The sequence below is a fragment of the Leclercia sp. TB492 genome (genome assembly GCF_049974505.2).
Lineage (GTDB): Bacteria > Pseudomonadota > Gammaproteobacteria > Enterobacterales > Enterobacteriaceae > Enterobacter > Enterobacter adecarboxylatus_C.
The window spans coordinates 2,430,040-2,454,036 of record NZ_CM127572.1 but is presented as its reverse complement, the minus strand read 5'-3'; the positions used below and the strand labels follow the sequence as shown (position 1 = coordinate 2,454,036).

General features: G+C 53.4%; 22 protein-coding genes and 1 pseudogene. 12 read left to right on the top strand and 11 right to left on the bottom strand.

Features of this window, described 5'->3' with window-relative positions; all coding sequences use genetic code 11:
* Positions 1-11: 11 nt before the first annotated feature.
* Positions 12-326, bottom strand: coding sequence for a PTS sugar transporter subunit IIB (locus ACP4QI_RS11615; protein ID WP_156263874.1), 315 nt, complete (start codon positions 324-326; stop codon positions 12-14).
* Positions 327-504: 178 nt separating this feature from the next.
* Between ACP4QI_RS11615 and ACP4QI_RS11610 the strand changes: the two genes are divergently transcribed.
* The 5 genes from ACP4QI_RS11610 (at position 505) to manA (ending at position 8,201) form a co-directional block, all read left to right on the top strand.
* Entirely contained in the window at positions 505-1,779 is a 1,275-nt protein-coding gene (locus tag ACP4QI_RS11610) for a PTS sugar transporter subunit IIC (RefSeq protein ID WP_426494579.1), read from the top strand.
* Between the two features lie 241 nt (positions 1,780-2,020).
* Positions 2,021-3,355 (top strand): maltoporin, encoded by a 1,335-nt coding sequence (locus ACP4QI_RS11605; protein WP_426494580.1) that lies wholly within the window; start codon positions 2,021-2,023, stop codon positions 3,353-3,355.
* 12 nt (positions 3,356-3,367) lie between these two features.
* Positions 3,368-5,563, top strand: a complete 2,196-nt coding sequence (locus ACP4QI_RS11600; protein ID WP_426494581.1) for a CBM35 domain-containing protein — start codon at positions 3,368-3,370, stop codon at positions 5,561-5,563.
* Positions 5,564-5,613: 50 nt separating this feature from the next.
* Complete coding sequence (locus tag ACP4QI_RS11595; protein WP_426494582.1) at positions 5,614-7,023, top strand: glycoside hydrolase family 1 protein; 1,410 nt, start codon at positions 5,614-5,616, stop codon at positions 7,021-7,023.
* Entirely contained in the window at positions 7,020-8,201 is a 1,182-nt protein-coding gene (gene manA / locus ACP4QI_RS11590) for a mannose-6-phosphate isomerase, class I (protein WP_426494583.1), read from the top strand. The genes ACP4QI_RS11595 and manA overlap by 4 nt, the downstream gene beginning before the upstream one ends.
* Positions 8,202-8,278: 77 nt before the next feature.
* Here manA and ACP4QI_RS11585 read toward each other — a convergent pair whose 3' ends face one another.
* A complete protein-coding gene (locus ACP4QI_RS11585; protein ID WP_426494584.1) occupies positions 8,279-9,544 on the bottom strand; it encodes a Y-family DNA polymerase in 1,266 nt (421 codons plus the stop codon).
* Positions 9,545-9,784: 240 nt separating this feature from the next.
* Here ACP4QI_RS11585 and ACP4QI_RS11580 point away from each other — a divergent pair.
* Positions 9,785-9,880, top strand: a pseudogene (locus ACP4QI_RS11580) (DUF4113 domain-containing protein); the annotation flags it as partial.
* Between the two features lie 439 nt (positions 9,881-10,319).
* On the opposite strand, the gene ACP4QI_RS11575 reads toward ACP4QI_RS11580, so the two are convergent.
* Positions 10,320-10,997 carry an SOS response-associated peptidase gene (locus ACP4QI_RS11575; protein ID WP_426494585.1) on the bottom strand — a complete coding sequence of 226 codons (678 nt, stop codon included), beginning with the start codon at positions 10,995-10,997 and terminating at the stop codon, positions 10,320-10,322.
* An 83-nt stretch (positions 10,998-11,080) separates the two neighbouring features.
* Here ACP4QI_RS11575 and ACP4QI_RS11570 point away from each other — a divergent pair, with 83 nt between their 5' ends.
* The gene (locus ACP4QI_RS11570; RefSeq protein WP_426494586.1) at positions 11,081-11,908 is read left to right on the top strand and encodes a DMT family transporter; all 828 of its coding nucleotides are present in this window, start codon (positions 11,081-11,083) and stop codon (positions 11,906-11,908) included.
* 5 nt (positions 11,909-11,913) lie between these two features.
* On the opposite strand, the gene ACP4QI_RS11565 is transcribed toward ACP4QI_RS11570, so the two are convergent.
* Positions 11,914-13,719, bottom strand: coding sequence for a glycoside hydrolase family 15 protein (locus ACP4QI_RS11565; protein ID WP_426494587.1), 1,806 nt, complete (start codon positions 13,717-13,719; stop codon positions 11,914-11,916).
* Between the two features lie 146 nt (positions 13,720-13,865).
* Complete coding sequence (locus ACP4QI_RS11560; protein WP_231312265.1) at positions 13,866-14,252, bottom strand: winged helix-turn-helix transcriptional regulator; 387 nt, start codon at positions 14,250-14,252, stop codon at positions 13,866-13,868.
* Positions 14,253-14,364: 112 nt separating this feature from the next.
* Between ACP4QI_RS11560 and ACP4QI_RS11555 the strand changes: the two genes are divergently transcribed.
* Positions 14,365-15,414: an NAD(P)-dependent alcohol dehydrogenase gene (locus tag ACP4QI_RS11555; RefSeq protein WP_426494588.1), complete on the top strand. Its 1,050-nt coding sequence runs from the start codon at positions 14,365-14,367 to the stop codon at positions 15,412-15,414.
* Positions 15,415-15,540: 126 nt separating this feature from the next.
* On the opposite strand, the gene catA is transcribed toward ACP4QI_RS11555, so the two are convergent.
* Positions 15,541-16,218, bottom strand: coding sequence for a type A chloramphenicol O-acetyltransferase (catA, locus tag ACP4QI_RS11550; protein ID WP_285128690.1), 678 nt, complete (start codon positions 16,216-16,218; stop codon positions 15,541-15,543).
* A 344-nt stretch (positions 16,219-16,562) separates the two neighbouring features.
* Between catA and ACP4QI_RS11545 the strand changes: the two genes are divergently transcribed.
* On the top strand, positions 16,563-17,045 hold the full coding sequence (locus tag ACP4QI_RS11545; protein ID WP_285111800.1) for a glutathione peroxidase: 483 nt from the start codon (positions 16,563-16,565) through the stop codon (positions 17,043-17,045).
* Between the two features lie 76 nt (positions 17,046-17,121).
* Here the strand turns inward: ACP4QI_RS11545 and ACP4QI_RS11540 are convergent, their stop codons facing one another.
* From ACP4QI_RS11540 to ACP4QI_RS11525, 4 genes are all read right to left on the bottom strand, one after another.
* Positions 17,122-18,153 (bottom strand): methionine synthase, encoded by a 1,032-nt coding sequence (locus ACP4QI_RS11540; RefSeq protein WP_285128691.1) that lies wholly within the window; start codon positions 18,151-18,153, stop codon positions 17,122-17,124.
* Between the two features lie 27 nt (positions 18,154-18,180).
* Positions 18,181-19,164 carry a DUF1852 domain-containing protein gene (locus ACP4QI_RS11535; protein WP_426494589.1) on the bottom strand — a complete coding sequence of 328 codons (984 nt, stop codon included), beginning with the start codon at positions 19,162-19,164 and terminating at the stop codon, positions 18,181-18,183.
* A 162-nt stretch (positions 19,165-19,326) separates the two neighbouring features.
* Positions 19,327-20,097 (bottom strand): hypothetical protein, encoded by a 771-nt coding sequence (locus ACP4QI_RS11530; protein WP_142489602.1) that lies wholly within the window; start codon positions 20,095-20,097, stop codon positions 19,327-19,329.
* Between the two features lies 1 nt (position 20,098).
* A complete protein-coding gene (locus ACP4QI_RS11525) occupies positions 20,099-20,296 on the bottom strand; it encodes a hypothetical protein (protein WP_142489601.1) in 198 nt (65 codons plus the stop codon).
* A 174-nt stretch (positions 20,297-20,470) separates the two neighbouring features.
* Between ACP4QI_RS11525 and ACP4QI_RS11520 the strand changes: the two genes are divergently transcribed.
* On the top strand, positions 20,471-21,844 hold the full coding sequence (locus ACP4QI_RS11520; RefSeq protein WP_156263866.1) for an FAD-binding oxidoreductase: 1,374 nt from the start codon (positions 20,471-20,473) through the stop codon (positions 21,842-21,844).
* A 68-nt stretch (positions 21,845-21,912) separates the two neighbouring features.
* Here ACP4QI_RS11520 and ACP4QI_RS11515 read toward each other — a convergent pair whose 3' ends face one another.
* A complete protein-coding gene (locus ACP4QI_RS11515) occupies positions 21,913-22,176 on the bottom strand; it encodes a hypothetical protein (protein ID WP_426494590.1) in 264 nt (87 codons plus the stop codon).
* 290 nt (positions 22,177-22,466) lie between these two features.
* Between ACP4QI_RS11515 and ACP4QI_RS11510 the strand changes: the two genes are divergently transcribed.
* Positions 22,467-22,742, top strand: a complete 276-nt coding sequence (locus tag ACP4QI_RS11510) for a metal/formaldehyde-sensitive transcriptional repressor (RefSeq protein WP_032610935.1) — start codon at positions 22,467-22,469, stop codon at positions 22,740-22,742.
* Between the two features lie 29 nt (positions 22,743-22,771).
* A complete protein-coding gene (locus ACP4QI_RS11505) occupies positions 22,772-23,890 on the top strand; it encodes an S-(hydroxymethyl)glutathione dehydrogenase/class III alcohol dehydrogenase (RefSeq protein WP_156263865.1) in 1,119 nt (372 codons plus the stop codon).
* The last annotated feature ends 107 nt before the right edge of the window (positions 23,891-23,997 follow it).

The following is a 23,997-nucleotide window of genomic DNA, read 5'->3' as shown; positions in this document are numbered from 1 at the left end:
GTTGATGTCCTTTAGTTATTTTTTTCAATCAGTGAAAGGGCAAAATCTAAAACTGCGCCTCCCTTTTGCATGCCGTAATCCATCATGTTGATGGGCTCGACCTTGATTCCATAGGGGTTGGCTTTGTTCTGAAGATCTTTTTGCATGTACTTCACCTGTGGTCCCAGCAGCACCACCTGATAATTCCCCACCTGTTGTTCAAACTCCGCGACCCCAAAGGCTTTGATATCAACGGACAAGCTGCGTTTTTCAGCCTCTTCCAACATTTTTTTAACCAGAAGGCTGGTAGACATTCCGGCGGAACAGCAAAGCATGATTTTCTTCATAAAAACTCCTGACCAGGTAATAACGATGAGCGGACTATAATCTTTACGGATTCAAAACGGAAAGCGCTTTCCGTATGCGGATCCATTAAATGTGAGCGCGATCACCTGATGCAGGCTTTTACTTTGTCGGGATGTAGGGGATGATCGCCGAACTTTCCTGTCCTCTATAGGCCTCGCCATGAGCATTCAGTTTATGAATGTTGCTGTGACACTGATTGAGCAGCGCGTTACTCCTTTTGCCAACCTACTCACCCGCAGCCCCCACATAACAGCGATGCGGGACAGCTTTGCGCTGGCGATGCCGTTTGTCATAGTGGGTAGCGTGATGGTTCCCCTTATCTTTCCGCCATTTGCCGTTAATCCCGGTGCGTGGTATGGCGCGGCATATCAGGCCATTCGGCCGATGCTGCTGCCGACGTTTGAATTGACCATTGGGCTCGTAGCGTTGATTATTGCGTTTGGCGCCAGTGCCAGTCTGGGCAAGCAGTATCAGCTGCCGGAACGGCTTTCTGGCCTGACGGGATGCCTGGCCTTTCTGGTATTTATCGGTTTCAAAGAGACGGATAACAGCAATGCTTTTCTCGGTGGGATTGGGATATTTAGCGCTTTAATATCAAGCTTCTACACGATTGAAGTAATGCGGCTCTTTTACCGGCGTGGCTGGTGTATCCGCCTGCCGGAGGAGGTTCCGGTGATGACGCGCAATGGTTTCCAGCTTCTGATGCCTCTCCTCGCCATCATGCTTTCTATTACCCTGGTTAATGCACTTCTGAAGCAGAACACCGGCATGATTTTACCGGACATGATAAGCGAAGCTTTTCGTCCGCTCATCATCGCCTCAGATACGCTCACCGCTCTTATTATTTCTATTGTTATCTGCAACTTACTGTGGTTTATCGGCATACATGGCGCATTGATTGTCACCGGTATCATGAACCCTTTCTGGATGACTTATCTCTTTGAAAACCAACAGGCGCTGGCGAATAACGTGACGCCTCTACCTCATATCTATCTGCAGGGTTTCTGGGATTTTTATCTGCTAATCGGTGGGATTGGCTCAACGCTGCCGCTGATCTTCATGGCCCTGCGTAGTCGCTCGCGTCAGTTAAAAAGCGTCAGTAAAATCGGGCTTATTCCCTCGTTGTTTAATATTAATGAGCCGGTACTTTTTGGCTTTCCGATCATCCTTAATCCGTTGTTTTTAGTTCCATTTATTTGTGTTCCAGTGATAAATGCTTGTCTTGCCTGGTATCTTACTCACCTTGGGGTGCTTGACCGCGCGGTTGCGATGTTACCCTGGTCGATGCCCGCCCCGCTGGGTGCCGCCTGGTCAGCAAACGGCAGCTGGAAGAATCTGTTTATGTGTTTGTTCGCATTCTTCAATGCCTGGATGATTTACCGCCCGTTTTTCAACGTTTATGAACGGCAACTGGTAGAATCAGAAAGCAAATAATCCTCCGCTTTCCCTTATCTTTTCCAGCCAGCGCGCGTAAGCCGCTGGCTTTTAAATTCTCCCCTTCGAATATGTGTGATCAGCATCACGATTTATTTCCCATTATTTTTGATTATGTGATTTAAACCGGCAATTACGGAAAGCGCTTTCCATAATTGAATGTACATTTCCATTTTTGATCCGTAGATTTCCAGTCGCGCCATAAGACGCTCTTTCACTCAGAAAAAGAAAAAGGAAATTTATGAACAGGTTGAACCGATTAATACCTCTGGCTCTTCTCATCAACGCGGCTGTCTGCGGTATCGCGCAGGCAGAGCAGTACGACTTTAAACTGCACGGTTATATGCGTTCGGGCATTCTGGCGAACTCCGATGGCAACCGTGCTGACTCTGTCGGCCTGATGCCGGACGGCAAATGGCGTCTCGGCAATGAAGAAGATACGAAGATTGAACTGATCCCGCAGGTGACGCTGAAATCTGACGCCGGTCCGGTTGCCAAAATTCAGGCCAATATTACCCATCAGAGCAAATGCACCTCCGACTGGAACTGTCAGGACGATGACGGCAAAGAGGTACAGTTCCGTGAAGGGTACGTGGAATTAAGCAACCTGGATTTTGCGCCAGATGTGACGTTCTGGGGCGGCAAACGTTACAGCAGCTCGAACACCTCCAGCCACCAGTTTGACTGGGAGTACATTCAGTACAACGGTACGGGCGGCGGTTTTGACAATCTCGATCTTGGCTTCGCGCGTTTCGATGCGGGCGTTTACGCCTTTTCTACTACAGATGAAGCCAAAGCGTACCCGGTAGATAAAGGCGATCAGGGGTACCCGGATGACTACTCTCTCAACCTGTGGTTGAAGAAAATTGGCGGCACGGGCTTTGACCTGGAGTTGATTGGCCACCACATGAACCGCAATGAAAACCACCCTACCTCTGCCGAAAAAGGCTATGGCGTTACAGGGGTCTACAACTTTGAAGGTTTCTGGGGTCTGACGGGGGGATATTCCAAAGTGGTGATGCAGTACGGCCGGGGGCTAGCGGCGGGTGACTCGCTGGGCAAAAACGGCTGGGGCTGGGCAAACCTGGATGATACCCAATCCTGGCGTGTGATCCTGGACAGCATGGCTTCTCTGGGCAGTGTCGATATATCGACCTTTGCTTATTACCAGAAAGACAAAAACTACCGTTGGTGGAGCAGCGATGCTGATGGTTGGGGCCGTACCAGTTGGGTTGCTGGAGTGCGTCCATATCATCAGATAACCAAAAACTTCGCCATGCAGTATGAGCTGGGCTACGAATATCTCGATGACGAAAACTATAAAGGCGTCAACGGGAAAGGCAAAGGTGGTCTGACCAAAGTGACCATCGCCCCGACGCTGACCTTTGAATCGGGATACTGGAATCGGCCACAGTTGCGCTTCTTTGTAACCTACGCGAAGTGGGATAAAGGCGTCTCTGATGCCCTGGACGGTAACTATAACTGGGATACCAACACTCTCTCCGCCGGTGGCTATAGCCGCAGCGGTGAGAGTGACACGGTGAACTTCGGCGTTCAGGCTGAAGTGTGGTTCTAAGGAGAGAATAAAATGATTCAACCTATCCAAAAAATATTGTTAGTTTCACTGCTCTCTGCGCTGGGCTGCGCGGGAGCGATGGCGGCAGAACAGTCGCATTTCGAGCACTTCATTACGCGTGATGGCGCGAAGCTAATGGACGGTGAAACGACCTTCCGTTTTGCTGGCATTCACGCACCGGAACTGCATCGCATCGAAGATGATGCCCGCGGTGTCTGTAAAGCTGACCCGCGCGGCTGGGGGCAATATTTCAAATGGCCGACGCCGGAAGAACAGGCGAACTGGATCAAAGCCATGGTGGCAACAGGGGCGAAAGCGCAGCGTGTTTATGTGCTCTCCGTTCAACAGGAAAACGATACTGCCTGTGAACGCGAAACGCACATCCTGGCCCCGCAAAGCACGGATGGTATGCCTCGGCTTAATGAAAAAGCGATGAAGGTCTATGACAACATGATCGCCGAAGCCGACAAACAGGGGTTACGCCTGATTTTACCTTTTATCGATCACTGGTGGTGGTGGGGAGGACGTGAGCAACTTGCGGCCTTCTACAATGAAAAGCCAGAAGATTTTTACCGCACCGACAGCAAAACCTACAGAGCCTATCAGGACGTTATCCGCCAGGTTATCACCCGTACGAACACCGTGACGGGGCGTGCTTATTCTGATGAGAAGGCGATCATGGCCTGGGAAACAGGCAACGAACTGGAGGACACCAATGCCGCGTTCCTGCATGAGACGGCGGCGTGGATCCGCAAATGGGCGCCAAATCAGCTGATCGTTGATGGTACCTACAAGAAGATTAACGAATTTGCGTTAAGCGATCCGAACGTCGATATCGTCAGCAATCATTACTACACCAATGCCGATAACAATCATCCCGATCAGGTGCGTAAAGACCTGACCGCTATTGGCGGTAAGAAAGCCTATCTGGTCGGGGAATTTGGCCTGCTTGACCATACGCAACTCAACGACATTATGCAGTCAATTGTTCATAGCGAGTTCAGTGGCGCGCAGGCAGTCGGGGGATTCATCTGGGGCTTCCGTGGGCATCGCCATGAGGGGGGCTTCTACTGGCACAAGGAGCATACCGGCCACTACAGCTACCACCTGCCAGGTTTCCCTGTTGAAGGGAAAGCTAACCAGGAGATGGAGGTCGTGGATTTGGTGCGAAAAGCCTCGGCGCAGATGGCAGGCCTGAGTAAGGTTCCGCCGTTGCCGGTTCCTGACGCACCAGTACTGCGCGGGACCGATTCACCGTTCGCCATCAACTGGATGGGCGCAGCCGTCGGACGTAGCTATGACGTTGAACGTGCTGAGGCGGAGACCGGTCCATGGACGCGGGTTGGAGAGAACATCTCAGACGGAGTAAATGAGTGGAACCCGGCAACCATGGATCTGTTCCGCGATGATTACCGCAGTTTGCAACTGGGGAAAACCTACTACTACCGCGTCACTGCTAAAAACGAGAGTGGAGCCTCCTCGCCGTCCAACGTGATCGGTGTGAAACACACGCAGCAGAACCAGGCTCCGGTGGTCACCCTCGAAGATGCCCTGACGGCCACACTGGATAAAGGCGTGTGGTTGCAGGCGGCATGGATGGACGACAACCTGCCGGACCGCGAGGTAAAAGTTGGTTGGGAGAGCGGGGAAAATGCGAACGTACATTTCTGCGATGCGACGAAAGCGCACACCCGAGCATGGTTCTCCGCGCCGGGTGAGTATGCGCTGACCTTTACAGCCGACGATGGCCTGTTGAAAAGCAGTAAAACTGCCAGTGTCACGGTAAAAAAGGCGCTGGGAGAAGTTCCCGCGGATTACTGCCACTTTGCCGGAGGTGTGCTGGAAGTGGACAAAGGCAAACTGCACGTGGTGAAGAGTAAAGAAAATGCCCTCGCCATTGATGACGATGGCTTCCTTGGCCCCTTTGCCAATGAGGGGGATAAGGTGAGCTGGCAGGTTAACGTGCCCTGGGAGGGGCAATATACCCTGCGCGTCACTTTTAGCGGTAAGTGGGGCGGTAAAAAGAACTCTTTCGTGGTGAACAGCGGTGCGCCAGTTGCTATTGAGTTCCCACAGACCGACGAAAAAGGCCAGCAACTGGCGATCCCGGTGACGCTGAAAGCCGGTAAAAACAGCATCGATTTTGGTCGTTTCGCCGGCGACTGGGGCTACATGTTTATCAAATCTATCGAAGTATACGCAGAGTAGTGTTTTTGACCGCGTCCATCGGGCGCGGTTTTTTTATTAACGGAGGCGTCATGACCCGGTATTCATTCCCGAACGGTTTTTTATGGGGTGCAGCAGCATCTGGCCCACAAACGGAAGGCACGGCAGGTAAACAGCATTGTTCAATATGGGATAGCTGGTTTTCTGAAGAACCCCAGCGTTTTTATCAGCAAACAGGTCCCCAACGTGTTTGCGAGACTTACACCAAATATAAAGAAGATGTCGCCCTGATGAAGCAGACAGGGTTTAACTCTTTCCGGACCTCTATCCAGTGGTCACGCCTGATCGACGACTTTGAATCCGGAGAGCCGAACGCCGATGCCGTTCGCTTCTATAACGACTATCTCGATGAGATGATCGCCAACGGTATCGAGCCGATGGTCAACCTGTATCACTTTGATATGCCAGAGATACTGCAGAAAAAATATGGTGGCTTTGAATCTGCGCATGTGGCGGAATTGTTTGCCCGTTTCGCACGTACCGCTTTCTCTTTGTTCGGCCACAAAGTGAAATACTGGATCACCTTCAACGAGCCGATTGTCCCGGTGGAAGGTGGGTATTTGTATGACTTCCACTATCCGTGTAAAAAAGACGGGAAGCTGGCGGTACAGGTCGCCTTTAATATTATGCTGGCCCATGCGAAAGCGGTGCAGGTGTTCCGTGAGCGAGCAGAGAGCGGCGAAATTGGCGTGGTACTGAATCTGACACCGACCTACACACGTAGTGATTCAGCGGAAGATATAAAGGCGGCCTGGTATGCCGACCTGCTGTTTAACCGCAGCTTCCTTGATCCCCTGGTTAAACACCAGTTCCCAAAAGAGCTGTGCGAGCTTCTGGCGTTTCACCACTGTCTGCCAGAGGCGGCCCCGGAAGACGTGCGTCTGATTACCGACTCCAGAATTGATTTTCTCGGCGTGAACTATTACGTACCACGCCGCGTTCAGGCGCGAGAATCAGCTTACACGCTCGACTACTTCTCCCCGGAATATTACTTCGAGAACTATGTTGATCCGAACGGACGCTTTAACCCTTACCGCGATAATAATGAAATCCTTCCCGTTGCTATCTACGATATTGCCCGCAATATTCGCGACAATTACGGCAATATTAAGTGGTATCTCGCTGAGATTGGTATCGCGATGGATCTGGAATCAGAAGGTCCGGTACAAGCCGACGGTGTCATTGATGACAGTTTCCGCATCAGGTTAATGAAAGAACATCTGGTGCAACTCCACCACGCCATTCGCGATGGAGCAAACTGCTTTGGTGTTCACCAGTGGACGTTTATCGATAACTGGTCGTGGATAAACGCCTTCAAGCGCCGCTACGGATTTTATCGTCTGGATCTGGGAACGGGTGAGCGCTGCATTAAGCGTAATGCGCTGTGGTTCCGGGAGCTGGCGTTGAGCAATCAATTCAGCAGCGAGGACACGCCATCATGAGTCGGGCCTGTTTTTATCCGCTTACCAATGTAGTAAAAAATTATCCCTGGGGAAGCCGACACGCGCTAAATCAGCGTTTCAACATTCTGAACCCGGACGATCAACCGCAGGCCGAACTGTGGATGGGGGTTCATCCGGCAGGGATTTCATATGTGAAAAACGCGCAGGGAATGGTGGCGCTCTCTGATTTACTGGCTTCAGAGCCAGTGTCAATGCTTGGCGAGGTAACGCATAAGCGTTTTAAAGACTTACCCTTTTTGCTGAAAATCCTTGCCGCTGAAAGGGCGTTGTCCATTCAGGTTCACCCCACTAAAACGCAGGCTGAACGTGGGTTTGCGCGCGTGCAGCAGTTGAAAGATGGTGAGGTGCCGGATTATAACGACGCGAACCACAAACCGGAGCTGGTCTACGCCATCACCCCATTTGTGGCGATGAACGGCTTTCGTGATGCGAAAACGATTGCCGCGAACCTGGCTGCCCTGGATATCCCCGAGCTAAAGATCATTGCCACAAGTCTGCTCGCACAGCCGGACGGTGAAGGATTACGCACATTCTTCACCGCCATAATGCAACTCCCTCCCGCCCTCAAAACGCAGGCCATCACGCAGGCGGTCGCGCGGGGAGAGGCGCTTTACGGTGAGGTGACTGGCGGGATTTTCCGGCGCTTACAGCAACACTATCCGGATGATACTGGCGTGCTGGCACCGCTGTTCCTCAACTGTATTACTCTGCAACCCGGCGAAGCGATGTTTCTTTATCCGGGTACATTGCATGCATATGTTCACGGCACGGCAATTGAGGTGATGGCCAGTTCCGACAACGTGCTACGCGCTGGACTCACCCCGAAGAAGATCAATCTGGACGAGTTGATTCAGTGCACCAACTTCACACCGACCGCGGCAGCCTCGCTGCGTATGTTACCGGAGCAGCATGCCGCAGAAGCGCGCTATCCTGTTCCGGTTGAGGATTTCCGCTTCAGTATTTTCACTGCGGTGGACAATCAAATGATAATGACATCCAGCGCTGAAATTGTGTTAGTGATTGAGGGTGCCGCGACATTAAGCCATGCCAGCGGCGAGAGCCTTTTGCTTCACGTCGGGCAGTCAGCGTTTATCCCTGCCTCCACTGGACAATGGCTGCTGACTACGACAGGGAAAGTCGGTCGAGTATCGTGTTAATGTGAAATCAGAGGGGGCACAGCCCCCTCATTAGTGTTTGCTTAATTAATCCGTTCAGCCATGAAGAGCTACCTGTCTCACTTAACGATGGGGAGGTCAGCATATCGGGTGGTATATCGCGGGGAGAGCATTTCCCGCTTCATCTGCCATTGTTGCTGGATCCCTTGTCCGGCAAAATAAAGCGTCCCATGCCCGTTTTTAGCGTTCAGATAATCCAGGACATTCATCAGTTTCTGGCTATTTTTACGGGGTGGGTTTTCGTCAAACAGATTAAGTTGTGCGACGCCCTGGCTATAAAAATCTCCCAGCATGACGCCCGCTTTCTGATATCGATGTCCGTTTTTCCAGATTACATCCAGACAGTGGGTAGCAGCGCCGATGATATCTCTGCTGTCCTGGGTCGGAGTGAGCAGCGTTACCGATGCGCTATTACCGTAATACGGTTCGTTAATTGTGAACGGAGAGGTTTTAACAAATACCGATATAAATCGACAATGCTGATGTTCATTACGTAGTTTCTCTGCTGCCCGGGTCGCATAACTACAGATGGCCTCGCGCATCTCTTCATATTCTGTGATGCGGCTGCCGAATGACCGAGAACAGATAATCTCCTGCTTTACGGACGGGAACTCTTCCAGCTCAAGGCAGGGTTGACCGCGTAATTCACGGACCGTTCTCTCAAGCACGACGCTGAAGTTTTTTCTGATGAACCCTATATCGGTATCTGCCAGCTGTAATACTGTTTTGATACCCATACTTTCAAGCTTTTTTGTCAGGCGTCGACCCACACCCCACACATCTTCAATGGGCAGCACTGCCATCAGTTTTCTCTGACGAGCCACATCCGATAAATCAACCACGCCTCCGGTCTGGCGCTGCCATCGTTTTGCCGCATGATTCGCCAGCTTCGCCAGGGTTTTAGTCTGTGCAATTCCTACCCCAACGGTCAGATGCGTGCGCTGTAAAACAGTGGCTCTGATTTCACGGCCAAACTCGGTAAGATCGCGACAGTTACGTATACCTGTAAGGTCACAAAAAAGCTCGTCAATTGAGTATCTTTCGCAGCGGGGAGACATCTCTTCAAGCGTGGTCATCACCCGGTTGGACATATCTGCGTAGAGTTCATAATTGCTACTGAAGCAAACCACCCCATGATGCCTGAAGAGATCTTTTTGTTTGAAATATGGCTCACCCATTTTCACAAAGGGTTTCGCTTCTGCAGAACGTGCGATAACACAACCGTCGTTATTTGATAAAACGACGACTGGCCGGCCCTTCAGGTCCGGGCGAAAAACAGTTTCGCAGGAAGCATAGAAAGAGTTCACATCGCAGAGTGCAAACATGATCAGCTCCAGATTTTCACGACATCGGTCTGTGCGGGGCCTGGTAAAGCGCAGGGACTAAAATCACTGAACATACGCAATGCCACGATCTGGTGTAACCCGGTAGAAATGAAAAACAGCATTATGCTTACCGCTAAATTTACTGTGTTTATATACAGTATTGTATGTCGGTAGCAAAGATCAAGGGGCGGGAACCTTCTGGACACTTCGGCTATTGGTAGGTCATGGCGGCAAGATAGTGCGGGGCAGGGCATCGAACAGCAATGGCAAATGAAAAGAGAGATGCTATCTCCCCGATATACCACGCGTTTTTCTGATTTATTGCGGGTGAGATAAATCTTTATCGCTGAAACATTCTGGATATACGAAAGAAATCCAGGCAAAAAGGAAGTTTTTTAAACGATATATCCCTGGTCGATTGATATTTACGTTATGGTGGTCGTTCTACTCACCTGCCCGGAGGGGCTATTCCCAACCTAAAATTTGAGTGCCCGGTTTGCACAAGTAAGCGATTTCGTTTTACCACGTTTAGTCCAGCGCAAACCCAACCTCATGGTGCTGTTTGTTCCGTCTGTGGAACCCGACTCACTACCCACTCATGCGTGCCACTCCCAAAAAGGAGACGCTGGCCAAAACAGGTTGTTTAAGTGTAAAGCGGGGGCCTGATTCAGGCCCTCCTGGATATTATTTTGCCGCTTCGCTTACGACATTTTTTATATTTTTTGGGTGTTAGTAAGTTCAAGAAATAATAGCTGTCAATGCCATTGACGTTATTTTACACCTCACCGATGTTCTCAATTAATTCTGGCCCCTGGTTTCTTACATTTCCCACCGCCCGGGTCACGGCATGCCAGTGGAATTCGTCCGCGGGGACTGCACCGGCCTGCGCGATCTCTTCTGCCTCTTGCCCGCTCACCGTTTCGCGCAGCCATTCCCGCGCCGCCTCTGGCGTTAACACCAGCGGACGTCGGTCGTGGATATCCACCAGCCCTTTATCCGCCGCGGCGGTAACGATCAGAAATCCTTCAGCCTCATCCCCGCGTTCAAACGGCGTGCTGCCGATGGCTGCCATAAAAATAGGTTGCCCGTCGGCGCGATAGAGAAAGTAAGGCTGCTTTTTATCCCCCTCTTTTTTCCACTCGAACCAGCCGTCGGCAAAGACAATTGCCCGGCCATGGTGCCACAACGGTTTAAACATCCGACTGCTGGCGGCGGTCTCCTGCCGGGCATTGATCAGCGGTGGCTTGTCCCACCAGCCGGGAGCGTAACCCCAGAAGACGGGGTCGAGATGCAACTGGTCCTCGCGCTCGCTGAGCAGTAAGACTTTGGTGCCGGGCGCGACGTTATAGCGCCCGATAGGTTCCGGATCGTAGGGGATGTTGCAATCCGCTTCATCGGCAAGAAAGGCAAGGTACTCTTCCCGGGTCTGGGCCTGGGCGAAACGTCCACACATAGTCACCTCCGAAGGTTTGCTTAAGTATAGGATAGGGGGCATAGCTGAAGGGCTTCGGGCAGGTTTCACTTATGAGAGACGATATGACAGGAAAAATAATACTTACCATGCTGGCGTTTGCCGCGAACTCCGTCCTGTGCAGGGTGGCGCTGACCGGCGGATACATCGATCCGGCGACCTTCAGCGATGTGCGGATCGTCAGCGGAGCCCTGTTCCTGGTTATTCTGATGAGCGTCAGAAAAAAGCCGGCATCGAAAATACATTATGACTGGCACAGCGGCCTGGCCCTGACGCTGTATGTCCTGGCGATGTCCTGGTCCTATCTCCGGATCGATACCGGAACCGGGGCGCTGTTGCTGTTCGGCACCGTTCAGACGGCAATGGTTATCTATGGCTGGCGGCAGGGAGAAAAGGTCGGTGTACTGAAGGGGGCGGGGCTGTTTCTGGCGGTGGCAGGAACGGTGCTGCTCCTGCTCCCCGGCGCGCATGCCCCGGAACCGACCAGTGCGCTGATGATGATCGGCTCCGGGCTGGCCTGGGCCTACTATTCGGTGAAAGGGAAAAGCATGCCGGAGGCGATACCGGCAACGACGGGGAATTTTATACTGGCCGTGCCTTTCACCCTCATTCTCTCTCTTTTACCGTCGGTGGAACGAGTTACCAGCGCGCCCGGACTGTTGTTAGCCATAACGTCCGGGGCGCTGGCCTCAGGCGCGGCCTATGCCCTGTGGTATACGCTGCTGCCGAGGATGAAAGCCATGACCGCAAGCACGGTTCAGCTGAGTGTTCCGTGCCTTGCCACCCTGGGTGGCGTGGCACTGCTGGGCGAAACGTTCAGCCTGCGCATGTTGCTGTCGATGTGCGCCGTGCTGCTCGGCATCCTGATGGTTATCCGGGCGGGCCGCGCCTGAGGATATTATTTCTTCTCCCGTTGATGCTCGCTGATAGCCTGCGCCGCGCAGATCAGCGCGAGATGGCTCAGGCCCTGGGGCATGTTGCCGACCCACTCGCCGGTTCGGGTATCAAACATCTCATTGAAGGTTTCCACGTTGCCGCGGTGGCACAGCGTCTTAAGTATTTCATCCATGCTCTCTGCGGCAGCCGCCGGCTCGCCCATCGATGCCCAGGCCTCTGCCAGCCAGAATGAGCAGGCGATGAAGGTGCTTTCCTCCTGCTCAACGCCGCTGTAGCGATAGACCATCGCGCTGTTATGGCCCAGCTGCTGGTGGATAGCCTGATAGGTCAGCTTCATGCGCTTCGGATTCACCTTCACGCCGTAGCGTGAAACCAGCGCCAGCGAGGCGTCCAGCTGCCCGCCGTCGCCAACGTAGAAGCAGTAGGACTGATGGGCTTCAGACCAGCAGTGCTTTTCCACCCAGTCGCGGATCCGGTCCCGCTCGCGTTCCCAGCGCGCCTTCCAGGTAGGTTCGATATGGCTGTGCTCCGCCAGCACCACGGCGCAGTCCAGCGCCAGCCAGCAGGACATTTTGGAGTGGGTGTAATGGCGCTCTTCCGGCAGCTCCCAGATCCCCGAGTCCTTCATGCGCCAGCGGTCAGCACACTGATTGGCAAGGTGTCCGAGGAAACGCGAGGTGCCCGTATCCAGAATATGGCCCGCTTCGACAAACAGTTTTGCCACCCCAAGCATATCGGCATACATGCTCAGCTGGCGCTGGTTGCGGGCATTATTACCTACCCGTACCGGCTGCGAATCCCGGTAGCCCTGGAGTTCTGCATACCGCTCTTCCGGGACCAGCTCGCCTTCGAGGGTGTAGCAGGCCTGCATCTCCGGGCCGTGCCTGATGATGGTTTTCGACAGCCAGGAAAAGGCCGCTTTACACTCTTCGAGGGTACCCAGATAGGTAAAGGCTTTGATAATCAGGCAGGCATCTCTCACCCAGGCAAAGCGGTAGTCGTAATTTTTCTTTCCACCGATCCCTTCCGGCAGAGAGGTGGTCGCGGCCGCGGCCAGCGCGCCGGTTGGCGAATACCAGAGGAACTTCAGCGCCAGCGCGGAGCGAATGACGTGATCTTTATAGAGGCCATCATATTTAAGCCCCTGCACCCAGTCCTGCCAGGCAGCATGGCTGGTTTCGATGCGGTTATCAATCGCCTGAATGTCCGGCACGGCCAGCGGTTCACTCTGGGTCACGAGCAGGGCGACAACCTCCCGGCTGCCCTTTTTAAGGGTGATCTCCGCTTCGATCTCTTCGTCATCAGCATGCGTAATGACGACGTTTTCACTGGTGTGCAGCATCGCCATCAGGTCGCCGATATGGTAAACGCTGCCCTTAAAGGTATCCGATCGCCAGGGCGATCGCGTTTCGACCATCGTCCCAAACCGCAAATGGAGCCTGAAAGGCACGGTGCCGCGCACGCCCTCAAGCCGCCGCGCCAGCTCACTCCAGGGCAGACGCCCCGCCAGCGTGCTGTTAATCGATTCGGTTAACAGCACCGTGCCGTCCTCCGTCTCAAAGCGGGTTTCCAGCACATTGCTGTCCTCGCGATAGGCGCGGGAGACGGTATAGTCAACCGCGGGCGTCAGGCTGAAAAAACCGCCGATGGTTGGGTCAAGCAGCCGATCGAAAAGGGGCGGGGAATCAAGATTGGGCGCGCTCCACCAGTCAATCGAGCCATCCGGGGCGATGAGCGCAACGGAGCGGCCCTCGCCGATCGCGGCATAATCTCCCAGACCAATGAACCCTTCCTCGCGTAAAGGCATTGTGTATTTAGCATTTTTCAAATGAGTCATCCCTTTAGTCTGGCGCAGCAGGCCGCGTTATCGTCACCTTGTGGTGGTGCATATAAAGCCTGGCATAATGTGATGAATATCGCGCTTTCAGGAGGAACATTTGAGAATTCAGCCCGTTAACTGAACGACGCCGCCTGATAACAGGCTTCCATTTGATCCAGTGCGGACTGATTTTCCAACCCCCACTGGTACATTTGCTCAATGGGTTCGGCAAAGGTTCTGCCGAGTGGGGTCAGGCGGTAATCGACTTTTGGTGGGACCACGTCATACACATGGCGGGCAATCAATCCTCGCTGCTCCAGCTCTTTGAGCGTCTGGAACAGCATTTTTTTGGAAATCCCCTGCAGGCTACGCTGTAACTCACCGGTACGGGCGCGTTCATCCGGCCAGTGATACAGCGCATGCAGCACCATTGTGCTCCATTTCACTGAAAAGAGCTCCATCAGGCGGCGCGGCGGCGAATCCGCGTAGAAAAAGAGTTTACCCTCGACCCAGGCAGGCATTGTTATGTCCTCTGCTTATGGTCACCAAATGGTGACTACTATCAATATGGAACCCTGTTGACTATAGTCTGCCCCCTTGAGTTAGCCAGAACCAGCACATTCCTGAGGTAAGATGAAAATCAACGCATTAGTCGCCCATGACGCGGCACAACCCTTAACATCAGGCCAGATTTCGCTGCGCGCGTTACAAAAGCAGGATGTCAAAATCGAGATCCTCTTCTGCGGCGTGTGCCACTCCGATCTCCATATGGCGCGTAACGAATGGGCGGTTAGCCAGTATCCGCTGGTGCCAGGGCATGAGATTGTCGGGCGAGTCGTGGAGGTTGGGGACGAGGCCACCCGTTTTAAACCCGGTGATATCGTTGGAGTGGGCGTGATGGTCGACGCCTGCCGCGAGTGCCATTTCTGCAAGCAGCACGAAGAGCAGTACTGTGAGGCGGGGTTTACCGCTACCTACAACGGTATTGATAAATATACCGGCGAAAGAACCCGCGGCGGCTATGCGCAGAGCGTGATTGTCGATCAGCATTTTGTGGTTTCGGTACCGCAAAACCTGCCGCTTGCCGGGGTTGCACCGCTGTTGTGTGCCGGCGTCACTGTCTGGTCGCCGCTGCGCCATTTCAACGTCAAAGCAGGCAACCGTGTGGGTGTTGTGGGGCTGGGGGGGTTAGGCCATATGGCAGTGAAGCTTGCCAGTGCGATGGGGGCGGAAGTGACGCTGTTTACGACCACCCCGGAGAAGGGTAAAGATGCTCTTCGTCTGGGGGCAAAACAGGTGGTGGTATCGCGCTATGCCGCGCAAATGGCTGCCTGCCAGACCTCGCTGGATTTTATCATTGACTGCGTAGCGGCACCGCACGATCTGGATCCCTATCTGGCAATGCTGAAAACCAATGGCCGCCTGGTGTTGGTAGGCATTCCGGACCAGCCGCACAACTCGCCGAATATTACGCCCATGGTGTTCCGGCGTTTAAGCATCAGCGGTTCGTCGATTGGCAGCATTCAGGAAACGCAGGAGATGTTGAACTTCTGCGGCGAACACAATATTACCGCTGATATTGAAACGATCGGTGGCGAGGACATCGAGGCTGCCTTTGCCCGTATGCTTAAGGGAGACGTTAAGTACCGCTTTGTCATTGATATGCAGGCTACGACCTGGTAGTGGAGCGGGAGTCTCGGGCGGCCATTGCAGGCCGCTTTGCGCCTGAGCGTAAATCAGTAGAGCAGACATGACGGCTATCGATGCTGCCCACTCCCTGTAAAAGGAGATATCAAGACGACTGGCGCATCAGGCATTGCGCCCCTCTGAAAGGTGCGGTAAGTCATCACACAACGCCTGCAATTCATTGAAGAGTCTTGCCACATGGAAACCATCGCACACGGAGTGATGGACCTGAACGGCGACAGGCAGCAGTACTTTCCCATCCTGGTTGAAATATTTTCCAAACGTGAACATAGGGGCAAAAAAGTTCTGCATGTTAGCCACGTTAATATTAAAACTGGTAAAACTTCCCCATGGAATAGACGAGACGAAAAATATATTTTCCGGAGATTCGCCCTTAGGCCAATAAGAAAGATTATTACCATAGCGTGCAACGTCTTCGGAATAAACCGTCTGGAAGTTTTGAATATTGCCATCGTACGGGCTCCATAATGATGAGAACGTCTCCGTTTCATTATGGAAAATGGTATAGCTTGGATGAACTTCATTCCAAATGACAAGCTCATTGTTCTTCATGGCCATACGAAATTCCGGATGGCTGTTTGCAATTTTAGAAAGAAGGGAAATCATAGTGGGGTAAAATTTCCAGCCCACCTCTTTAATATGTTTTAGCAGCACGGTAATATCTAAATTAACAGTTTGGTTAATTGTACTTTGAGCAAACGACTGAAATACCTCAAAATGCTCCTTCCTTGCCCAACGGGATAAATCAACAGTGGTATATTCCGGGATTGTTTTTTTCATTTTTCATCCTTATTAAGCAATCGTATATCAGACTAAGTTTGTCATAAATTAAGCAAGGGTACAGGTCCCGAACCGTTTTGGTCGCGAACGCATTTATGAGAGTAGCCTATCCTTATACAGGAGGAAAGAAAATGTTAAATGTTAAATATGTCAGATAATAAAAGTAGATTGTGCAATCTGCGGGTGTTTTCCTGTCGAGAAAATGCTCTGGAATATCCGCTCCTCACTCATGATGGACCTGATAACCTTGCTTTTTGTTCGCTTCGCGCCAGAAGCAGACGTGTTAAAGTCCAGATCCTATAATTCAGAAGTCCTGAAAAAGGTAATGCTTTGAGGTTTCCGACATGACGACCTTTCATCAACTTTCTGCCACCAGCCTGCGCGGCCAGCTCGTCTCTATGGCCGACTATGCAGGTAAGCTGGTTCTGGTGGTGAACACTGCCAGCCATTGTGGCTTCACACCCCAATACGCCGGCCTTGAAAAGCTCTATAAAAAGTATGCCGATCGGGGGCTGGTGGTGCTGGGTTTCCCCTGTAACCAGTTCGGTAAACAGGAGCCCGGCGGTGCCGACGATATTTCGCAGACCTGCCATATCAACTACGGTGTGAGCTTCCCGATGTTCGAGAAAGTAGAGGTCAACGGCGCGGCTACGCACCCGGTATTTCGCTATCTGAAAGAGGAGTTGCCCGGCGTGCTGGGTGGGCGGATCAAGTGGAACTTCACAAAGTTCCTGGTGGGGCGCGACGGCAAACCGCTGAAGCGTTTTGCACCGATCTCCACCCCGGAGAAGATGGAAGCCGCTATCCTTGCTGCACTTGAAATCTAAGTGGGCCAGAAAGGGAAGGCCGGGAGCGCTTCGCTTGCCCGGCCCGGATACTGCAACGGTTGCCCTGTGGCGGACCTTATTTTGTCGCCAGTTCTCTGCGGATAATCTCCGCCCCCGCGCTTAACGCGTTGAGCTTGCCGTTGGCAACCTGGCGGGATAACGGCGCCATCCCACAGTTGGTCGAAGGGTAGAGCTTGTCAGCATCAACGAACTGCAGCGCTTTGCGTAAGGTACTGGCTACTTCTTCTGGCGTCTCGATGGTATTGGTGGCTACATCGATGGCGCCAACCATCACTTTTTTACCGCGGATCAGCTCCAGCAGATCCATCGGCACGCGCGAGTTATGGCACTCCAGCGAGATGATATCGATGCTGGAGGTTTGCAGTTTAGGGAACGCCTCTTCATACTGCCGCCACTCTGAGCCCAGCGTCTTTTTCCAGTCGGTATTGGCTTTGATGCCATAGCCATAACAGATGTGTACCGCCGTTTCGCATTTCAGCCCTTCAATGGCTCTTTCTAACGCGGCGATCCCCCAGTCATTCACCTCATCGAAGAACACATTAAAGGCGGGTTCATCAAACTGGATAATATCCACCCCTGCCGCCTCTAGCTCTCTGGCTTCCTGGTTGAGAATTTTGGCGAACTCCCAGGCCAGCTTTTCGCGGCTTTTGTAGTGGTTGTCATAGAGGGTGTCGATCATCGTCATCGGGCCCGGCAACGCCCATTTGATCGGCTGCGTGGTGAGCTGGCGTAAATATCTGGCATCTTCAACGAACACCGGCTTCTGGCGAGCCACGGCACCCACGACGGTCGGCACGCTGGCATCATAGCGATTACGGATTTTAACCACTTCGCGCTTCGCAAAATCGACGCCGCTGAGGTGCTCAATAAAGGTGGTGACGAAGTGCTGACGCGTTTGCTCACCGTCGCTGACGATATCAATGCCGGCCCGCAGTTGATCGTCGAGGGATAAACGCAGCGCATCCTGCTTACCGGCGAGTAATTCCTCATTCTCCAGCTTCCAGGGAGACCACAGGGTCTCCGGTTGGGCAAGCCAGGACGGTTTCGGCAAGCTGCCGGCAGTAGACGTGGGGAGCAATGTTTTCATAACAGGTGACCTTATTGTTTTAATTAATCAACGCGCGTACTGAGCAGACCATTGCTCAAGAATATTCTTGTACGGTTTGATGAAGTGTTTCTCAGTAAACTTTCCCTGCTCAATCGCTAACTGGCTACGCTCTTCGCGATCGTAAACAATTTTGGTCAAGGAGTGATCCTGGTTCGTCAGGCTGGGTTGATAGTGTTGCCCGGCGACCGAGTTAGCGTTGTAAATCTCAGGACGGTAGATTTTCTGGAACGTCTCCATCGTACTGATGGTGCCGATCAGCTCAATAAAGCTGTAGTCGCTCAGTAAATCGCCGATGAAATAAAACGCCAGCGGCGCGGCGCTGTTTGGCGGCATAAAATAGCGAACCTGCAGGCCCATTTTTTTGAAGTACGCTTCCGTTAACGACGAACCCTGCTGCTGGTATTCGAAGCCTAAAACCGGATGTTCATTCCCGATGCGCTGATAGACGTTTTTATTGGATACGCTGAGGCAGATCACCGGCGGCTTGTTAAAGTTCTGCTGATACTCGGTCGAATTAACAAAATGTTTGAAGATATTGCCGTGTAACGCGCCAAAATCCGCCGGAATGCTGAACGCTGTCTGATGCTTATTATGATCCGGCAGTAACACGCTGAAATCATAATCCCGGACATAGGAAGAGAAGTTATTCCCGACAATGCCTTCAATACGCTCGTTGGTGAGTTTATCAATGATGTTGGTTTTTAATATTTCAATTGCCGGGAAGGTAAAGCGATTATCTTCCGCATCAATATTCATCTCGACAGAGATAATGTCCAGCTCGACAGTATAACGATCGCCTTTAGGGTTATCCCAGTGCGCTAAGGCGTTGAATCGGTTGTCGATCATCGCTAACGTATTACGCAGGTTCTGCTGACGGTTGTCGCCGCGGGCCAGATTGGCAAAGTTGGTGGTAATACGCGTGTTTTCTGAGGGGTTATAATTCTCATCGAAACGACTGCGCTTAATCGTAAAGGTGAAGTCTTTATTCATCGTTATCTCACTTCCTGAGCTCTGGCATAAGGACTGAAGCTATCTCATTTCAATCTTTATGTTGCTGATACGTTAATGCATCTTTTATGCCAGAGCCCCGGAACGAGTGAAAGCGACTAAATTTCACTACAACATGAGCCATCTTCATGATCGGCGAACCGATCAGTCACTTTTCTCCGAACGCTGCTCCAGATCCAGCGCGCTGGCGCTGGCGGGATCGAAGAGTGAAAGACTTTCAATTTGATCCAGCATAATCACCTTGCGGAAGGCCATTGCGCTTCTGGGCTGTGAATCGAGGGTAATATCATGTTCGGCATACCACTTGCTGTAGTTATGCTCAATGCACAGATTCAGCGTCGTACCGTCACGATAGCCGCTGAGCATCGGGATCAGCACGATATTGGCGGTCTTTTCATATTCAAGGGTCGCGGTATGGATCATGCCGACATAAATTCGCCGCGACTTCAGGGTCACCAGCGCCAGTTCGCCTTCCTCCATACACTGGTAAAGCAGCTGTTCGATACCGCTGGATTGCGACAGGCGCTTATAAAGCTGTTTCCGGCCTTCGCCGTCCAGCCTGGCGCTGCCTGCCCAGTTAGAGCGATAGAGACAAAACAGGATGGCAAAGGCCAGCATCACCACCACCGGCGCCTGGATGCCCAGAAAGCTCCAGTTCATAAAATCCACTTGCCAGTTAGCGTTGTCCTGGGCGGTTAAGTGGAACGTATTGGCAGCATACGAAAGCCCGAGCAGCAGCAACCAGAGCAGGCCGGTGGCGATTACGCCCTGCAATACAAAGATACAGCCGTACAGCGCGACCAGAAAATAGACGTCCCAGCCGAAGGAGCGCTTAATTTTAAACCGGGTGGAGAGGTCGCGACTGGTGTACCAGTATCCGCTCACCATCAGCACCATAAATATCGCCGTTCCCATATCAGGCCCTCTTCAGCGCGTTAACATGGCGCAGAAAGTCCTGTCGCACCTCTTTGCTTTTGTAATTGACCGAGGCGTTACCGTCCTGATCGATAATAATGCGGTCCCCGTCCTCGACGGCTTCAATAATTTCCTGCTGACTCATCACCTGCAGTAACGACTCCGGGCTGGAGAAGATCGACATAACCAGACGTCTCATCGCGTGGCATCCTTATAAACAAAAAGGTTAAGTCTGGTCGATCCGCGCAGGCGCTGCCTTAAGGTTATGCTGAAAATGTTTAGCTTAGGGCCACACAGGGGAGGGTGAATTAACCTGCCAGGGTGCATAAAAACCACCATAATTAGTAGGGTTAAACAACGCCAGGTGACAATCATGAAGGACAATATTGACGAGTTTAAAACGCACTTCCAGGGGGAAGTGCTTCTTCCGGACGATGCCGGCTACGACGAGGTGCGCCAGATCTGGAACGCCATGATCGACCGCAAACCCGCGTTAATCGCACGCTGTACGTCAACGGAAGATGTGATGCAGGCCATCCAGTTTGGCCGCACGCACAATCTGCTCATTTCGATCCGCGGGGGCGGGCATAACATCGCCGGCAACGCCGTCTGCGACGACGGCCTGATGATCGACCTCTCGCTGATGAAGGACGTGCAGGTAGACGTGACCACCCGTACCGCCAGCGTCGGGCCCGGTTGCACCCTTGCCGACTTTGATCGGGTGGTGCAGGCTCATGGTCTCGCCACGCCGCTGGGCATCAATTCGACCACCGGGGTGGCCGGCCTGACGCTCGGCGGCGGGTTCGGCTGGCTGAGTCGCAAATACGGGATGACCATCGATAACCTGCTCTCGGCCGAAGTCATTACGGCAGACGGCCGGCAGCTGAACGCCAGCGAATCGGAAAATGCGGATCTCTTTTGGGGGCTGCGCGGGGGCGGCGGCAACTTTGGAGTGGTGACGCGCTTTGATTTTCAGCTCCATCCCGTCGGGCCGGAGGTGCTGAGCGGGCTGATCGTCTTCCCGTTTGAGCAGGCCAAATCGGTGATCTCGCAGTTTGCCCGCTTCACCGAGACCATGCCGGAGGAGCTCAACGTCTGGATGGTGACGCGCAAGGCGCCGCCGCTGCCGTTCCTGCCCGCAGAGGTTCACGGCAGGGAGATGATCGCGCTGGCCCTGTGCTATGTGGGCGATCCGGAAGAGGGTGAGAGGATTATCGCGCCGCTGCGCGAGTTCGGTACGGTGCTGGGCGAGCACGTCGGCGTGCAGCCTTATACCGCCTGGCAGCAGGCCTTCGATCCGCTGCTGGCGAAAGGGGCGCGCAACTACTGGAAGTCGCACAACTTCGCGCAAATCAGCGACGGCGTGATCGATGCCATCATCGAATACGCGGCCAGGCTACCGTCCCCGCACTGTGAAATATTCATCGGAACCATTGGCGGTCAGACGACCCGCGTCGCGCCCGAGGCCATGGCCTACTCCAGCCGTGACGCGAACTACGTGATGAACGTACACGGGCGCTGGGAAACCGCCGCCGAGGATGAGCGCTGCATCGCCTGGGCGCGGGAGTTCTTCGCCAGATCGCAGCCGTTTGCCAGCAGCGGGGCCTATATCAACTTCCTCACCCAGGAGGAGACCGACCGCATCGCCTTTGCATACGGGGCGACCTGGAACCGGCTGGTGGAGCTGAAGAGTAAATACGATCCGACAAATCTGTTCCGGATGAATCAGAATATTAAGCCGGTATGAGGTCGGTCAGGACGAAGCAGGTAAGCCAGTCCGCAGCTAGTCGGACTGGCGTTTAGCATTAACCGGGATCAGTTCTCTTCAGATTCACTTTCCGCGTCGTTATCGCCACCAAAACTGAGCAGTTCGGAGACTTTCATATTGCCGATCTCCTCGGCTTTCTGCTTAACGCTGTCGATTTGCTTGTTCGTCTCTTCCGATAGCCCAGAGGCGAGGGCACTCTGTTTAGCTTTTTCCATTTCGCTGTTCACGGAGTTGGTTAACGCTTCAACCGAGGCATTCGCCTCCTGGGTCGTCTCTTCAACTTTGGATTTCGCTTCCTGCGAGAGCTCCATATCACAGCCCGCGAGGAGAACGCTTCCCGCAAGAAGGAGGGCTGGGGTAAGTTTGATCATAGTGGTGCAGGCCTTTTTCATTATCCGGACGTGTCGCAACGTCGTCGTGGTGGTATTTGCCAACATGATGACATGCCGCTTTGATATTTATTCGAGCGATAAAGTAAGAAAGCGCAAAGTTGGGTAAGCCAGTGGGACGTCACCTTTACCGGGCTGCGCAGATATCACGGTTTACATCGCTGTAGCAGATCGCATACCATACCCCCCTACAGTATCCAGGAGCCCCTTCCATGCCACATTCACCTGAAGATAAAAAACGTGTCCTGACGCGCGTGCGCCGCATTCGCGGGCAGGTCGATGCCCTGGAGCGGGCGCTCGAGTCCGGCGAACCCTGTCTCGCCATCCTGCAGCAAATCGCCGCGGTGCGCGGGGCGGCTAACGGGTTGATGGGCGAGATGGTTGAAATTCACCTCAAAGATGAGCTGGTGACAGGCGAAACCACCGCCGATCAGCGGGCCGTCAGAATGGCAGAAGTCGGTCATTTGCTGCGCTCTTATCTAAAATAAACACCTGACATCACTAAAAGGAAAGCAAGATGAAATCACGTGCTGCTGTTGCATTTGGCCCAGGCCAGCCGCTGAAAATTGTTGAGATTGATGTAGCACCGCCAAAGAAAGGTGAAGTGCTGGTCAAAATCACCCATACCGGCGTGTGCCACACCGATGCGTTCACCCTCTCCGGTGACGATCCGGAAGGCGTTTTCCCGGCGGTGCTCGGCCATGAAGGCGGCGGCGTGGTGGTGGAAGTCGGTGAGGGCGTCACCAGCCTGCAGCCGGGCGATCACGTCATCCCGCTGTACACCGCAGAGTGTCGCGAGTGTAAGTTCTGTAAATCCGGCAAGACCAACCTCTGCCAGGCGGTTCGCGCCACCCAGGGCAAAGGCCTGATGCCGGATGGCACCACCCGTTTCTCTTACAACGGTGAGCCGATCTATCACTACATGGGCACCAGCACCTTCAGCGAATACACCGTCTGCGCCGAAATCTCGCTGGCGAAAGTGAACCCGCAGGCGCCGCTGGATAAAGTCTGTCTGCTGGGCTGCGGCGTCACCACCGGCATTGGCGCAGTACACAACACCGCGAAAGTGAAAGAGGGCGATACCGTAGCGGTCTTCGGTCTGGGCGGGATCGGTCTGGCGGTTATCCAGGGTGCGGTGCAGGCGAAGGCCGGACGTATTCTGGCGGTGGACACTAACCCGGAGAAATTCAAGCTGGCCGGGGAAATGGGCGCGACCGATTTCATCAACCCGAACGACTACGACAAGCCGGTGCAGGACGTGATCGTTGAACTCACCGACGGCGGGGTCGACTTCAGCTTTGAATGTATCGGGAATGTCAACGTGATGCGCGCGGCGCTCGAGTGCTGTCATAAGGGCTGGGGTGAAAGCGTGATCATCGGCGTAGCCGGGGCCGGGCAGGAGATCAAAACCCGTCCGTTCCAGCTGGTGACCGGTCGCGTCTGGCGTGGTTCCGCCTTTGGCGGCGTCAAAGGCCGCACCCAGCTGCCGGGCATGGTCGAAGACGCAATGGCGGGCAAAATTCAGCTCGACCCGTTCATTACCCATCGCCTGCCGCTGGAGCAGATCAACGAAGCCTTCGATCTGATGCACGAAGGCAAATCCATCCGCACCGTTATCCATTTCGGCGATAACTAACAGACCCTCTCTCTCCCGCTGCGCCTTTACGGGCAGCGGGACGACATTTCTTTAAAAATCATTGCGAAAGTGTGACCAGTGTTGCGATTTTAGGCGTAATCAAATTC

Excerpts from the sequence above, each read along its gene's own strand:
- ACP4QI_RS11615 (WP_156263874.1), bottom strand. The coding sequence starts at position 326 with ATGAAGAAAATCATGCTTTGCTGTTCCGCCGGAATGTCTACCAGCCTT.
- ACP4QI_RS11575 (WP_426494585.1), bottom strand. The coding sequence starts at position 10,997 with ATGTGTGGACGTTTCGCCCAGGCCCAGACCCGGGAAGAGTACCTTGCC.
- ACP4QI_RS11560 (WP_231312265.1), bottom strand. The coding sequence starts at position 14,252 with ATGCCTGCCTGGGTCGAGGGTAAACTCTTTTTCTACGCGGATTCGCCG.
- ACP4QI_RS11525 (WP_142489601.1), bottom strand. The coding sequence starts at position 20,296 with ATGAGACGTCTGGTTATGTCGATCTTCTCCAGCCCGGAGTCGTTACTG.
- ACP4QI_RS11570 (WP_426494586.1), top strand. The coding sequence starts at position 11,081 with ATGACAGGAAAAATAATACTTACCATGCTGGCGTTTGCCGCGAACTCC.
- ACP4QI_RS11530 (WP_142489602.1), bottom strand. The coding sequence starts at position 20,097 with ATGGGAACGGCGATATTTATGGTGCTGATGGTGAGCGGATACTGGTAC.
- ACP4QI_RS11505 (WP_156263865.1), top strand. The coding sequence starts at position 22,772 with ATGAAATCACGTGCTGCTGTTGCATTTGGCCCAGGCCAGCCGCTGAAA.
- ACP4QI_RS11605 (WP_426494580.1), top strand. The coding sequence starts at position 2,021 with ATGAACAGGTTGAACCGATTAATACCTCTGGCTCTTCTCATCAACGCG.
- ACP4QI_RS11520 (WP_156263866.1), top strand. The coding sequence starts at position 20,471 with ATGAAGGACAATATTGACGAGTTTAAAACGCACTTCCAGGGGGAAGTG.
- ACP4QI_RS11610 (WP_426494579.1), top strand. The coding sequence starts at position 505 with ATGAGCATTCAGTTTATGAATGTTGCTGTGACACTGATTGAGCAGCGC.
- ACP4QI_RS11565 (WP_426494587.1), bottom strand. The coding sequence starts at position 13,719 with ATGCCTTTACGCGAGGAAGGGTTCATTGGTCTGGGAGATTATGCCGCG.
- catA (WP_285128690.1), bottom strand. The coding sequence starts at position 16,218 with ATGAAAAAAACAATCCCGGAATATACCACTGTTGATTTATCCCGTTGG.
- ACP4QI_RS11595 (WP_426494582.1), top strand. The coding sequence starts at position 5,614 with ATGACCCGGTATTCATTCCCGAACGGTTTTTTATGGGGTGCAGCAGCA.
- ACP4QI_RS11535 (WP_426494589.1), bottom strand. The coding sequence starts at position 19,164 with ATGAATAAAGACTTCACCTTTACGATTAAGCGCAGTCGTTTCGATGAG.
- ACP4QI_RS11540 (WP_285128691.1), bottom strand. The coding sequence starts at position 18,153 with ATGAAAACATTGCTCCCCACGTCTACTGCCGGCAGCTTGCCGAAACCG.
- ACP4QI_RS11510 (WP_032610935.1), top strand. The coding sequence starts at position 22,467 with ATGCCACATTCACCTGAAGATAAAAAACGTGTCCTGACGCGCGTGCGC.
- ACP4QI_RS11600 (WP_426494581.1), top strand. The coding sequence starts at position 3,368 with ATGATTCAACCTATCCAAAAAATATTGTTAGTTTCACTGCTCTCTGCG.
- ACP4QI_RS11555 (WP_426494588.1), top strand. The coding sequence starts at position 14,365 with ATGAAAATCAACGCATTAGTCGCCCATGACGCGGCACAACCCTTAACA.
- ACP4QI_RS11515 (WP_426494590.1), bottom strand. The coding sequence starts at position 22,176 with ATGGAGCTCTCGCAGGAAGCGAAATCCAAAGTTGAAGAGACGACCCAG.
- ACP4QI_RS11545 (WP_285111800.1), top strand. The coding sequence starts at position 16,563 with ATGACGACCTTTCATCAACTTTCTGCCACCAGCCTGCGCGGCCAGCTC.
- manA (WP_426494583.1), top strand. The coding sequence starts at position 7,020 with ATGAGTCGGGCCTGTTTTTATCCGCTTACCAATGTAGTAAAAAATTAT.
- ACP4QI_RS11585 (WP_426494584.1), bottom strand. The coding sequence starts at position 9,544 with ATGTTTGCACTCTGCGATGTGAACTCTTTCTATGCTTCCTGCGAAACT.